The sequence below is a fragment of the Nostoc sp. genome (assembly GCF_036917535.1).
Taxonomy (GTDB): Bacteria; Cyanobacteriota; Cyanobacteriia; order Cyanobacteriales; family Nostocaceae; genus Nostoc.
In genome coordinates this window covers 77,941-90,301 of the sequence record NZ_JBALDA010000038.1, presented here as the reverse complement: position 1 = coordinate 90,301, position 12,361 = coordinate 77,941, and the positions used below count along the sequence as shown (strand labels likewise).

Below are 12,361 nucleotides of genomic sequence, written 5' to 3'. Positions count from 1 at the left end.
GACCCAATTAGGTTTATAAACTTCAAACATTAAGGGAAATGTCATACCCTCGAATAAACCATAAGCTGTAACTGCTACTATTCCATTCTCTATTTTTCCTAAATTGCCAATATATTGCCGTTTAACATAATCTGTTGTACTCCCTTTCTTTGGATCTCCTGTTTCATCAATAATGAGTCTGATTTCTGATCCCACCAGAAATCTAAGGGTAATCCAATGGCTCAGATTTTAATCGGGACTGTGCGATCGCCTGATGACAACGCTCAAGACTAGGATCTCCTGCAAAAACTCGCCGATTTAACTGATGAGCGATTTCGATTATATCCCTACTTGGTAGCCAGGGAAAAATCACTATATCCCCAGATGCCGAAAACATCTTGATTAGCTGTTCAATCAGCTGCTCCTTCAAATCTGATTCCGGAAAAATAATCACAGTCTTCGCCCGTTCAATTAACCAATCATGATCCCAATCATCGGAGGTAATGGCAATGGCAAGAGCAGCAAAAGGTATGCGCTCGATGAATTGTGGTGAAGCTGTATCACCACAGAAGACAAAATGTTGCTTTTCTAGTAAAAACCAACTTGACTGAATTTCATTAGGATTCACAACAACAGGTAACACTGAGGATGACGCTGCTATAGTCACCTCTAAAGCTGGTGTTTCAATTTTAATTGGCTCCTTGGGAAGGATAGCCAGGATTTCTGGCTTCTTAGAAGTGAGTAGTTGTGATAGCTCATGTAAAGCAGGAGCAGAGATAGACTGTGATTTCTCGTCCTCAATTACTTGACGAATACTCTTATGAGTTATGGCTTCGCCTTCATGAGCACGTTGTAGAAATTCCTCGCGGATGTTTTGTGGAGTTGATGGTGCTGCCAAAAGATAGAGTGCAGACGTGGCAATATCTATTTGTGCAAAATTTGCACGTTCAGCCAATGTTTCATAAACGTTAATAAAATTGTAAGCTGTGCGTCGGCTCCAACCAAACTCAGCTTTCAGCCAAGTCTCAAACTGCCCATGTTTGAGCCGAGAACGCACGTCAGTCAACTTCTGACCAATTTCCCAAATATCTTGTGCTGAACGTCGTAAGCGCTCCTTAATTTCTCCTGTTCGTTGCTGAACAACAATTCGCTGTTCAGAATCCAAAATTTCATAGTCGAAGCTAGTGACTACTTCGCTCTGTTTTTTTAACTTGCTCACAATATTATTTAAACTATTTTCTACACAAAATTTATCATAGTTAATTATGAATTGATTTGATATTTTCTAAAATTAATGATAATCTTTTTGATTAAGTAAATTCAAAAAATCAAAAAGTTTTCCAAAGATCTTACCAGCCCTTGATTTGGCATGGGTAATACAATCCTCTAAAATAACTTTGACATTTGAGACAAAGGATTGGCATAATGGTGATGTTAGATTAACAAATTTTCTGAAAAAAGTGCTTTGACTATGAGTAGAGTTGTTGTTGAATGAATTGAAATTTATGTGGATGATAATAATTATTTTCTAGCATTAGAAAAATTATTTGTCAGTATTAGACATCTCCAGAAATTAGGTTTTCACCTAGAATAAACAACTATGCTGAGTATGATTTTAAAGGTCGTTTTTTCTCATTAGCTTTTGGGATGTAAATTCGTTGTACTGGTGATGCTGGCAGAACTCTTAGAGATATTAATTCCACTCCACAGCAAAAAGCTGATGCTGGGTTTCTTCTAAACCAATACAGACAATGTGGGGGCTGTTAAAAATTTTAGAGCAAATGCCATACCTCTATTTATCACTTTTGACTCGAATTAGTCTTGAAAGATGGTGCAGAGTATTGGTACTACTGTGCACTATCAAAAAAAATTAACAGCCAAAATCCAGACAGAGAAAGACTTTCAGCCTTAGCGTACAATTTTCCCGTTTTGGCACTCATTTATTTGAGTAGCCAGAACATCTGGATTTATCTCTGTGTGATTGGTGTATAACAGAATTTGCGATCCTGTTGCGATTTTAGGTGGCTTTAGCAGAGCTATGAGCTAAAATTTCCCTATTTTCCTAATTTTACAGCAGTTTTCAATTGAGTAGATTACAAATCTAATAAACTAGAGAGGCAGTAAAAATACTCATAAACCAGTTTCCCTAAAAGTTTACTTTTACCCCCTAGCTTGCAGTTTTATGACTTCACAATCTTCTCGCTCTGACAAAATTCTGGTTGTTGATGACTCTCCTGATAACGTATTTTTGATCAAAACTATTTTGGAGGAAGAAGGTTACACGATTAGCACCGCCGAAAATGGAATTTCGGCCTTGGCAGAATTGAAAGCTTCTCCTTGTGACTTAGTTCTCCTGGATCTGATGATGCCAGGTATGGATGGGTACGAAGTCACCAAACACATTCGTGGAGAGATGAAATTGCCGCAATATATCCCCATATTGCTAATCACTGCCCATGATGCGCCCAATGTCGCCCACGGATTAGACTTAGGTGCTGATGATTTTATCCGCAAACCTGTAACAGTAGATGAATTGCTGGCAAGAGTGCGATCGCTCCTACGTTTGAAGCATAGTATGGATGAACGTGATGAAATTGCCCGCCAGCGAGAAGATTTTGTCTCCCGTCTCACCCACGACTTACGCACTCCCTTGGTAGCCGCTGATCGCATGTTAATGCTATTTCAGCAAGGTGCGTTGGGAACATTATCACCGCAAATGCAGGAAGTAATCGCTATCATGGCCCGTAGCAATATCAATCTGCTTTCTATGGTGAATACTTTATTAGAAGTTTATCGCTTTGAAGCAGGTCGCAAAAGTTTGGCATTTCAACCAGTTAATCTGGACCAATTGCTAGATGAAGTGACTGGAGAATTGTCACCCTTAGCTCAAGATAAAACACTGTCCCTAAATTTGGACGTTACTGACGAGTCAAGCACAAACACAGTGATGGGCGATCACTTGGAATTACATCGTCTATTCACCAATCTTATCGGAAATGCGATCAAGTTTACCGACTCTGGTTCTGTAACTGTTCGTTTTACTTCCCAACGCCAGTTCAACAAAAGTAATCAATCTCAGTTCTCTGAAAAATCCAATTCCGTTGACTATATTAGAATTGAGATAGCGGATACCGGCCCGGGTATTCCCCCTGAAGAACAAGCAACCATATTTGAACGATTTCGCCAAGGCAGTCACAAGAGTTCTGGTAGTGGCTTAGGACTGTATCTTGCTCGTCGAATTGTCGAAGCACATCAAGGCATTATTCTGCTTAATTCAGAGTTGGGCAAAGGTAGTGTATTTATTGTACTTATACCCACCAAAATATGATAAAATTAGTAATTATAAATTATGAATTATCAAGTTTTTTATTCTGATAATTCATAATTTATAACCTTACTACTATCTACCGATAATTGAAATAAAAATTCAAATTGGAAAGTTAAACGCTAAAATTTGACGAATTAAATATGCTGAACTAATAGCACTAGTATTAAATAGTTTTTGAAAGGATAAAACAATGATTACCACTGAATTATCTAACATTGGCAATATTATTCAGAATCAGCGAGAGTTTTTTCAAACAGGCAAAACTAAAGATGTAACTTTTCGCATTGAACAATTGAAAACTCTTAAGCAAGCAATTATTGAGCATAAACAGTCAATAGTCGAAGCATTACAAGCGGATTTACATAAACCAGAAGTAGAAACTTACCTTACAGAAATCAGCGTAATTAAGGATATTGATTACGCGATCAAACATCTTCAAAACTGGACTAAACCCCAAAAAGCAGCGGTTTCCTGGGATTTGTTTTCCTACTCAGCGAAAATTTATCCAGAACCGTTAGGGGTTGTCTTAATTATTGGACCTTGGAATTATCCATTTAACTTAATTATCTCACCGTTAATAGGTGCGCTCGCAGCTGGAAATTGTGCAATTATCAAACCTTCAGAAATTGCTTCTCATACGTCTGATATCATAGCTAAGATTATTGCCAAACATTTTGACCCTGCTTATATTGCAGTGATTGAAGGAGGCGTGGAAGCAAGTCAAAAACTACTTGCAGAAAAGTTTGACCATATATTTTTTACTGGTGGCACAGCCGTCGGCAAAATCATTATGGCAGCGGCAGCAAAATATCTCACACCAGTGACTTTAGAATTGGGTGGTAAAAGTCCTTGCATTGTAGATACTGACATTAATCTTGAACACACTGTCAGACGAATTACTTGGGGCAAATTTATTAATGCTGGACAAACTTGTATCGCCCCCGACTATCTTTTAGTTAATAAAACAATCAAGAAAGATTTAATAGATGGGCTGGAAAAATCTTTAAAAGAATTTTATGGTGAGAATCCTGTAAACAGTCCTGATTATGCTCGGATTATCAGTCAAAAACACTTTGATAGATTGGTGAGTTTTCTCAAAGACGGTGAAGTTATCGTCGGTGGAGAAAATCAACCTTCAGAGCGTTATATCGCCCCAACACTGATTGATAATGTCTCACTAGAAGATTCTGTAATGCAGGAAGAAATCTTTGGGCCCATTTTACCGATCATTGAATATACTGACATTGCAGAAGCGATCGCTTTGATTAACTCTAGACCCAAACCCTTGGCGTTATACTTATTTTCTCAAGACAAAAACCTGCAAAAGCGAGTTTTGCAAGAAACTTCCTCTGGTGGAGTTTGTATTAACGACACAGTTATGCAGGTTGGTGTCTCGTCTTTACCATTTGGTGGAGTGGGAGATAGCGGTATTGGCAACTATCACGGCAAAGCTAGCTTTGACACCTTTTCCCATAATAAAAGTGTATTGCAAAACTCCTTCTGGCTCGATTTAAAATGGCGATACGCTCCATATCAGGGCAAATTGCCGCTAATCAAGAAATTTCTGGGTTAAAAGTTATGAGCTATGACCGAAAACGAAAAGGATACAAGCTCCTATCTTACAAAGTTGAGGCAGTCCGTTGGCGGGGTTCCCCCGCTTAAAGGAACTGCCGTCTGATGCCTGCGGCGGACTGCGCTTACGAGTGGAAACCTCCGCTCAACGCCAGGAAAGCCCAAGTCGGGAAACCCTGACTGTGCGACTGGCTCGACTTTGCGCTAAATTTATTTATGGAGATGATTAATTTTGAATTTTGAATTTTGAATTTGGAGCGTACCCCTTTGGGGAAGCAAGCTACGCGTAGCGTCTCGTAGAGAAGCGACGTGACTTGAGTTCATAAAATCTTCCAATCCCAAAACTGCTTTGCATCACGAAAGTTAAACTCGATTTGAAAATGAAGCTTGCAGTAGTCTACTGTTTTCTTGTAGGACAAATTTAAATTACTAAAAAATAGAATTACATGACTACGAGCATTAGTTTGAAGATTGGTTTTGACCAGAATAGCTATATTTAGTGCTTGAGCAAATTCTTTGTGGAGTAACAACAAGCGTGCTATTCCGTTATCAAAATATGAGTTAACTCAAACTTGAAATGGCAATAAAAGCCTACTGCTCAAACAAAGCAGTTGATTTATGATTGGGTTTGGCTTTTGAGAAAAAGATTTTCTGCACTCGGCAAAATAATCATTAGTCCTAAAGACGCTTGTGCGATTGCTTCAGTTGTCCAGTTATGACTCACTACTACATTGAAGATGGACGAAAAAACCGTTAATCCAATCGCTAGCCAAAGTGTGATCGTAACGAAATTTTGTTTCCATGTTGGTTGCTGGCGCAGTCTATTTTGGCTTTGTAGTAAGGTTTGACGCCAAAACGGGGAGGTACTGAATCTAGAGAAAGTGTATAGCATTCCTGCCTCTATTAGCAAGATGGCTTTAAGGTTTGGACTCATGTTAGAGTACTTAAGTGCAATCGCAGTTGAGCAGACTCCCGCAGCTAGATACAGTAGCGTAAACAAGGTAAAACGTCTCATGGTTTTTTCCTTAATTTTTAGTACTATCAGCTTTGTTCGTGTTATCCATGTTTACCATTGTAATTCTAAGACTATTTATCTGCTACCAACATGACCTTAAAAATTGTTTGTCTCTAACTAAATTGAATAACTTCTAACTTTTAAATCCCAAAAGCTTTGCTGTAACGCTCCTCAGCCCAAGGTTCACCACGGCGATGGTAGCCATTGCGCTCCCAAAAACCAAGTTCTTCAGCAGCTAAAAATTCCAAACCATTAATCCACTTAGCACTTTTCCAAGCGTAGAGGTGGGGTACAACTAGACGCATCGGACCACCGTGTTCAGATGGAAGGTCTTCACCAAAGACTTTAAAAGCAAAGAAGTTTTCTTCGCGCAGAAAATCTTCTACAGAAATATTGGTGGTGTAGCCGCCATAGCAGTGTTCCATAATGTGGGCTACTTTCGGGTCTAATTCAATCAGATTCATGAAATCTGTAACTTTAACGCCAGTCCATTTGACATCAAGTTTAGACCAGCGCGTTACACAGTGGAAGTCAGCTGTGAATTCGTGTTGAGGTAGCGCCATAAAGTCTGACCAACTAAAGGTAGCAGATTTTGCTAAACCCCAAACTCGAAACTCCCATTCCTCAGTGCTGATTTGGGGAGTTTCACCGTAAGTTAATACGGGAAAACCTTTAGCTAAGTGTTGACCAGGAGGGACGCGTTCGCTCTCTTCTTTGCCTGGTTTCTGAAAAAATTTTCCTAGCATAGTTGGAGAAAAATCAGTTTTCTCAAAATATTTACAAGCTTTTTTGCTGAGTTACCAACAGACTAGATGTTTTACTCTTTATATGAACTCTTGAATGATAGGTAATGGGTAATGGATATTTCCAATTACTCACTACCAATTTTTTCGATCTAATGAGCTTATGTAGAGTGTCTCTGATTCATAATGCAATCAGGAAAGCTAAGAAAAAGCATTTATCCAGCTATCGGAAGTTTGATTGTTGAGTTTGGCAATCAAATCTATCGGTGCTGTTCATGCTTTTCCTGACTGAGAAATTATGATTCTTCTTCCTCTTCTTCAGCAGCTGGATAAACAAATGTAGAACGTCCAGTCAAAATTGACTTACCCAGAGATAGGGCTTTCTGAGCTTCAACGACGGCTTTATGCCTCCAAGTAGCTCGACGTTTATCTCGTTTTGATTTGGAAGTTTTCTTCTTAGGAACAGCCATGTCAGCAGATATCGCGATTCTTGACAACCTTCTTATTCTAGTCCATCCACTGACGCCAAAGACAACAGTTGAGTCAGCAATAAGTAAGTTGGGTTGAGACTCACGCAAGCACGCGGGGACAAAAAGAATGACCTTCTTTAAGTCACCCAAGCTTCCGAGCCAAGAAAGCTTTGGCTCGGACTTCTTGCTCAACCCGTCATTTTGGCGTTGATACAGCGCTAGCTGCTGGAACTTGATTAGAGTTATTTTCAAAGAAAAGTAGAGATCGCGCAGTTTTGAAGTAAGTAGCCCAACTTTGAGCATCGGGACGCGATCGCCATTGAGGACGACTGACATCTAATGTCAGGACTGGTGCGATCGCTCCATAATTTTGTACGGACACAATGATGGAAACATCTGTCACCAAGATATCTTGGTCGAAGCTCCTTTGAGCAGCTGCCCTAGCGACCGCTTCCGCCCTCCTGAGAACGGTTTCATAGTTTTCTTCTGGCAAGCGGTCAATAGCTAGATCAACTCTAGCGGTGTAAGCTCGCACAACCTGCGGTGCGATCGCTTCCATCAAAAACCACGCAGGAACAGTAGATATGAGCAAAACTACTAAAGGAATTATCCGGATTCTTCTGGCAATTTGGCTAATAACTGAAAAGGGAGCGAGCGATGATGGTAGGTGAGCAGAAATTTTGCTCATGACCTTCTATCTCCTTAGTAATGATCTGTTATTGAAATTAGGTAAAGGTATTTTCCGGCTAGCTATCGGTAATAAAAATTACATTTTAACTTAAAATTCAATCAGAATCACCTAGACTATAAGACATGGGTTAGCTTTGTTTTTTTGACAAAGCCAACCGCAATTTTAAGACCAGCAAACAACAATAACTGACAAAGAGCGGGATGGCAAATTACTGGGCGATCGCGATTGGTATCAATCAATATCAGTTATTTCAACCTTTAAGTTGTGCCCAAGCAGATGCTGAGGCACTAGAAGATTTTTTGGTGACAGAGGCAGGTTTTCTCCCCAAGCACTGTTTTGTCATGACAGATACTTCGCCACCGATTGGCGATAGGTCAACTTACCCAACAAAGGAGAATATTTTGCTGCTACTTGAGGATTTGGCAGCAACAAGTTGGCAACCGGAAGACTATCTGTGGTTATTCTTTAGTGGCTATGGAGTCAACTACAAAGGCAAAGATTACTTAATGCCAGCAGAGGGCAACCCCGAACTCGTGCAAGAGACTGGCATAGAATTGCGATCGCTAATGCAAAGTCTGCAACTTGCCGATCTGAATGTATTGCTACTACTCGATATTAACCGCGCCTTTGGCACTCAAGCGGATGCTCCTGTTGGTGAAGAAACAATAGAATTAGCTCAAGAGCTACAACTGGCGACAATTCTTTCTTGCCAACCAGAGCAATTTTCCCATGAAAGTAGCGAATTAGGTCACGGATTCTTTACAGCAGCTTTGTTAGAAGCTTTACGTTCTGGTAATGGTAGCAACTTGGCAGATTTAGAAAGCTACCTGAGCCTGATTGTACCAAAGTTATGTCACCACCACTGGCGTCCTATTCAAAACCCTGCCACTATCATCCCATTAAGGCAGCAAGTAATCTTGCCAAAAATGGCAATGAAAAGTGATTTTCAGCCAGAACTGATGATTTATCCAGAAGAATCTTTTGCTGTTGCCCTGGCAGCTCCTCCCCTCGACGATTCATCTAAAACTTCAGCAGATCAGGGCAGACGGGGAGAAGCTAGTATGAACTCCTCCCAACTGGTGAAAGGTCAAAAAGTCCGGGAGTCAGGAGGCAGCTTAGTTTCCCAACCAATGGCAGAAACTTCTTTGGGAGTAAATACCAGAGGAAGATTTATCCCCAATTCCTCAAAAGGTTACGTCTCTCGATTGCCAGCGAATCAGCCAAGCATCCCTTTTTGGAAACAGTTTATCTTGTGGGGCGGAGGCAGCTTGCTGGTAGCAGGTTTAATCGCTGTAGTTTTTCTGCGTAATCAAGAAACTTTTAGAATTAAGCAAATATCAAGTACATCACCCAATGCTTCTGTTAGCGATCGCCAAGTTGTGGAGAATTTACCAAGCGATCGCACTCCACCAGTTAGACTCAACAACCAATCTAGCGCTCAAATAGCCTCTAGTTCCCAGTCGAGAAAGCGGAATCAAGCAGTATTAGACCTGGCGAAAATGTCACTCAGACAAACTCAGGCGAGCGATTTGAGCATGGCGATCACTACAGCCCGAAAAATTCAACCGGATGAACCACTGTACGAACAAGCTCAGGAGAATATTAAGATTTGGAGCCAGATGATTTTAGATTTAGCAGAGGGTCGTGCTAAACAAAGACAGTATGCCAGCGCTATTGCTGCTGCTCGATTAATCACCAAAGATGAAGCCCCCTACGCCAAAGCCCAAGCAGCAATTAACCTGTGGCGGTTAGAGGGTAAGCAGTATGTAAGTAACAAAACTCTTTTAGATGCAGCTAATGCCTTAATTAAGCCCGAACAGGCATCTACTTACAATCGGGCGATCGAAGTTGCCAAGAAAGTACCAGCCGGTCAACCAGGCTTCGATACTGCCCAAAAATCGATCAATAACTGGAGTGAAAAAATTTTAGACCTGGCAAAGCGTCGCGCTGCCGAAGGAGAACTTAATGCCGCAATTGCGACAGCAGCTTTAGTGCCAGAGGAGACAGGCGCTTACGAAGATGCTCAGGATGCCATCCAAAAATGGCAAAAGAAATAGTAAAAAAATAGTAAAAAAGCAGTTAGAAGTTAAGAGTTAGGAGTTATATTTTTAATTCAGCACTTATTACTCCTCACTCCTGACTTTTCCCTCAGCACTCAGCAGTACTGCGATACATCTTCGCCACATTCATCGGCTAGATAGCACAGCGCTCGGAAACGTAAACCAACCACTTCTTCATATAAGGGGTTGAGCTTGCACATGGGTGGAATGTGAAACAAGGTTTTCCCAAATAATTTGACATCGCGCTCAAAGGGGCACTGAGACGGAATCAGTTTGCACAAGCGGTGAGCTAGTTGGCGATCGCGGACTTGAATGTTTTCTACTCGTTGCCGTAGGGGTTGGAGAATATTCCAGTGAGGCTTGGAAGCAGAATGGTTTAACTGGGTTACTTTATGGTCAATAGTCTCTGCTTGATTGATTGATACCCAGCTAGCCAAAAAAATCTTTTTTGTGGTATTGTCGAATACCTTCATGGTTATCCCTCTGTGTTATTGAGGCTATTCATCTTTTTGATGAATATATACAACGTGGCAACGAACTTTCCCGGAAAAATCGCGTTCTGACTGCGATATAATGTAATACCTGATTAGCCACTAAAGTCAGAACCTAATTTATTACTACGTCAAGTTAATCGCAAATTTCTGGGGATCGGTAGTGTAATATTACGATCTTGTTCATAACTTGACACAGTTTAAATTCTAATAAAGACATCCATCATTGGATAGGTTTTAGTGTAACATTTACAGAACTTAATATAAAATCTTTCTGAAAGAATTTTTGCTAAGTATAAACATCAATAATACCCTAGAAGACATTTTTCCTCTCCGTGTTCCCACTTTCTCACGTAAGTGTGTCCTGTTCATTGCTGGCTGAATACCGTAAAAGTAGCGATTTACAAAACTTCGGTTGGCAGCGCAATTTGAGAATGATATAGTCTGAAGCGTTAAAATTAGATGAACTTACTTATGGGTGTTTCTGTACTCTACAGCGCAATTCCTCCTGACAGTACGCTGTACGCACGCCTTCAAAGTGAAAAGGCACTCAGCATCCTTGTAGTTTCTCTTTTCCCCTATGGTTGCGGTATTTTCCGCTTTTTTGAGATTGAGGCTGAAGAGATTAATGAAATCCTTGAAGATGTTATCAAAACACACCAAGAAACTTTTGGATCTGAGCTAGAAGCAGATCGGGTAATCGCCCAATTGCGGTCTGAGTTAAGACTTACTCGTCAAGCCTATCCAGGGATTGAAGATAGAACGGCATCACTAGAAAAATCATCTGTTGAGATCGAGAAACGTTTGTCGCAGCAGTTATCGAGAAGAAAGTTTGCGGATGCCGATGAGATTGTTGAAAAGCTTATGTTCGGAGATCGAACTCTTGCTCCAATGTTATCAACAGAAGAGTCATTGGGACTTATATCCCGTGAGCTAGTCAGTGAAGGAGCCAGCATTTTTCGACAGATTGATCCTGAAATATTGTTTGCAACAGATGAATGGTATCTTGATGACTTTGAGCGGTGGAGAGATTTGTATCTTTCAGCAGCCGAAAAAAATGAGGAGATATTGGTTGGAGTTGCTTGAGGCGACAGCAATCTAACAAGTTAGATCGCTTTGTTGATTTGAACATTGGAAGATTTAGGCAATGCCTTCTCTTCTCTTTCAGAGACGCTAACGCGAACGAGAGGCTTCTCCTGACGGAGACGCTTCGCAAACGCCAACGGCAACGTCTTCTCCTTCTCCTATGGGAGACGCTGCGCGAACGGAGACGCTAACGCGAACGACGATCGCAACCAGTATTTTTTTGATTTCACGCAAAGGAACCAAATAACTTTAAGGTGAAAACACCTGCTGGGCTGTCAGGGTTAATTCTGGGAACGTTTGAGAAACAACTCGTTGGTCTTCGATAAACATAGTTTGCTTATAAGTGTTCTGATTTAACAAACACACAGTTATTTTATTTTCCAGAGGATCGACAATCCAATACTCGAACACACCCATCGCCGCATACTCAAAGATTTTTTGGTTATAGTCTCTGTCAATAGATTCAGGGCTTACCACTTCAACTAAGAGGGGTGGGGCAGTTTTGAGGATAGCTGAGGTAGTCTCAATACTTTTTGCCTGTTTATTGGTAATTACACAAACATCAGGTCTTCTAAGTTGTTTATTGGTCAACACCTCAGTACCGTTAGGGCGCGGTTGTAGAGGCAGTCCCATTTTTTGAATTTCTAAAAAAAAGCGAACTAACAGTAGGGTGATAATCGCCTCATGTTTGCCAGTACCAGGAGGCATTTCTACCAGCACCTCATCCTCAATTTCATAGCGCTTGTCGGTACCATCATCAAAATTGATGTATTCCTCAAGAGTACTAATTTTTATTGGTGTTTTAGTCATAGCGATCGCCTCCAATAACTATAACTATAAGCAAATACAAGCTGCTGCGGCTTCTATACTTATACTCAGAAACTGTATTTCACGCCAAAGCGCAAAGACGTTAGAAAAACTCTACG

13 protein-coding genes and 2 pseudogenes are annotated in these 12,361 nt (G+C 40.7%); 5 read left to right on the top strand and 10 right to left on the bottom strand.

Features of this window, described 5'->3' with window-relative positions:
• Positions 1–9: 9 nt before the first annotated feature.
• Positions 10–192, bottom strand: a pseudogene (locus tag V7K56_RS13275) (transposase); the annotation flags it as partial.
• A gap of 10 nt (positions 193–202) precedes the next feature.
• A complete protein-coding gene (locus V7K56_RS13270; RefSeq protein WP_334911116.1) occupies positions 203–1,198 on the bottom strand; it encodes a DUF3102 domain-containing protein in 996 nt (331 codons plus the stop codon).
• 963 nt (positions 1,199–2,161) lie between these two features.
• Here V7K56_RS13270 and V7K56_RS13265 point away from each other — a divergent pair.
• The 3 genes from V7K56_RS13265 (at position 2,162) to V7K56_RS13255 (ending at position 5,109) form a co-directional block, all read left to right on the top strand.
• Positions 2,162–3,307: an ATP-binding response regulator gene (locus V7K56_RS13265; RefSeq protein ID WP_334911114.1), complete on the top strand. Its 1,146-nt coding sequence runs from the start codon at positions 2,162–2,164 to the stop codon at positions 3,305–3,307.
• A 190-nt stretch (positions 3,308–3,497) separates the two neighbouring features.
• Positions 3,498–4,880, top strand: a complete 1,383-nt coding sequence (locus V7K56_RS13260) for an aldehyde dehydrogenase (protein ID WP_334911112.1) — start codon at positions 3,498–3,500, stop codon at positions 4,878–4,880.
• A 67-nt stretch (positions 4,881–4,947) separates the two neighbouring features.
• Entirely contained in the window at positions 4,948–5,109 is a 162-nt protein-coding gene (locus V7K56_RS13255) for a hypothetical protein (protein ID WP_334911110.1), read from the top strand.
• A gap of 49 nt (positions 5,110–5,158) precedes the next feature.
• Here V7K56_RS13255 and V7K56_RS13250 read toward each other — a convergent pair.
• The 5 genes and pseudogenes from V7K56_RS13250 to V7K56_RS13230 all read right to left on the bottom strand — a co-directional run.
• A pseudogene (locus V7K56_RS13250) lies at positions 5,159–5,421 on the bottom strand (IS4 family transposase); the annotation flags it as partial.
• 74 nt (positions 5,422–5,495) lie between these two features.
• Positions 5,496–5,894 (bottom strand): hypothetical protein, encoded by a 399-nt coding sequence (locus tag V7K56_RS13245; protein ID WP_334911108.1) that lies wholly within the window; start codon positions 5,892–5,894, stop codon positions 5,496–5,498.
• A gap of 140 nt (positions 5,895–6,034) precedes the next feature.
• Positions 6,035–6,640: a sulfite oxidase-like oxidoreductase gene (locus V7K56_RS13240; protein WP_334911106.1), complete on the bottom strand. Its 606-nt coding sequence runs from the start codon at positions 6,638–6,640 to the stop codon at positions 6,035–6,037.
• A 293-nt stretch (positions 6,641–6,933) separates the two neighbouring features.
• Complete coding sequence (gene rpmF / locus V7K56_RS13235; protein ID WP_094328804.1) at positions 6,934–7,107, bottom strand: 50S ribosomal protein L32; 174 nt, start codon at positions 7,105–7,107, stop codon at positions 6,934–6,936.
• 196 nt (positions 7,108–7,303) lie between these two features.
• Positions 7,304–7,795: a hypothetical protein gene (locus V7K56_RS13230; RefSeq protein WP_334911104.1), complete on the bottom strand. Its 492-nt coding sequence runs from the start codon at positions 7,793–7,795 to the stop codon at positions 7,304–7,306.
• Positions 7,796–7,998: 203 nt separating this feature from the next.
• Between V7K56_RS13230 and V7K56_RS13225 the strand changes: the two genes are divergently transcribed.
• Complete coding sequence (locus V7K56_RS13225; protein ID WP_334911102.1) at positions 7,999–9,855, top strand: caspase family protein; 1,857 nt, start codon at positions 7,999–8,001, stop codon at positions 9,853–9,855.
• A gap of 98 nt (positions 9,856–9,953) precedes the next feature.
• Here V7K56_RS13225 and V7K56_RS13220 read toward each other — a convergent pair whose 3' ends face one another.
• Positions 9,954–10,331 (bottom strand): Mo-dependent nitrogenase C-terminal domain-containing protein, encoded by a 378-nt coding sequence (locus V7K56_RS13220; RefSeq protein ID WP_334911100.1) that lies wholly within the window; start codon positions 10,329–10,331, stop codon positions 9,954–9,956.
• Between the two features lie 492 nt (positions 10,332–10,823).
• Here V7K56_RS13220 and V7K56_RS13215 point away from each other — a divergent pair, with 492 nt between their 5' ends.
• Entirely contained in the window at positions 10,824–11,435 is a 612-nt protein-coding gene (locus V7K56_RS13215; RefSeq protein ID WP_334911098.1) for a hypothetical protein, read from the top strand.
• 87 nt (positions 11,436–11,522) lie between these two features.
• Here the strand turns inward: V7K56_RS13215 and V7K56_RS13210 are convergent, their stop codons facing one another.
• Positions 11,523–11,678, bottom strand: coding sequence for a hypothetical protein (locus tag V7K56_RS13210; RefSeq protein ID WP_334911096.1), 156 nt, complete (start codon positions 11,676–11,678; stop codon positions 11,523–11,525).
• A gap of 6 nt (positions 11,679–11,684) precedes the next feature.
• Entirely contained in the window at positions 11,685–12,245 is a 561-nt protein-coding gene (locus tag V7K56_RS13205; RefSeq protein WP_334911094.1) for a Uma2 family endonuclease, read from the bottom strand.
• Positions 12,246–12,361 lie beyond the last annotated feature (116 nt).

Bases quoted from the DNA above. Each gene is read 5' to 3' on its own strand.
- V7K56_RS13265 (WP_334911114.1), top strand. From the start codon at position 2,162: ATGACTTCACAATCTTCTCGCTCTGACAAAATTCTGGTTGTTGATGAC.
- V7K56_RS13225 (WP_334911102.1), top strand. From the start codon at position 7,999: ATGGCAAATTACTGGGCGATCGCGATTGGTATCAATCAATATCAGTTA.
- V7K56_RS13205 (WP_334911094.1), bottom strand. From the start codon at position 12,245: ATGACTAAAACACCAATAAAAATTAGTACTCTTGAGGAATACATCAAT.
- V7K56_RS13245 (WP_334911108.1), bottom strand. From the start codon at position 5,894: ATGAGACGTTTTACCTTGTTTACGCTACTGTATCTAGCTGCGGGAGTC.
- V7K56_RS13240 (WP_334911106.1), bottom strand. From the start codon at position 6,640: ATGCTAGGAAAATTTTTTCAGAAACCAGGCAAAGAAGAGAGCGAACGC.
- V7K56_RS13260 (WP_334911112.1), top strand. From the start codon at position 3,498: ATGATTACCACTGAATTATCTAACATTGGCAATATTATTCAGAATCAG.
- V7K56_RS13215 (WP_334911098.1), top strand. From the start codon at position 10,824: ATGGGTGTTTCTGTACTCTACAGCGCAATTCCTCCTGACAGTACGCTG.
- rpmF (WP_094328804.1), bottom strand. From the start codon at position 7,107: ATGGCTGTTCCTAAGAAGAAAACTTCCAAATCAAAACGAGATAAACGT.
- V7K56_RS13220 (WP_334911100.1), bottom strand. From the start codon at position 10,331: ATGAAGGTATTCGACAATACCACAAAAAAGATTTTTTTGGCTAGCTGG.
- V7K56_RS13230 (WP_334911104.1), bottom strand. From the start codon at position 7,795: ATGAGCAAAATTTCTGCTCACCTACCATCATCGCTCGCTCCCTTTTCA.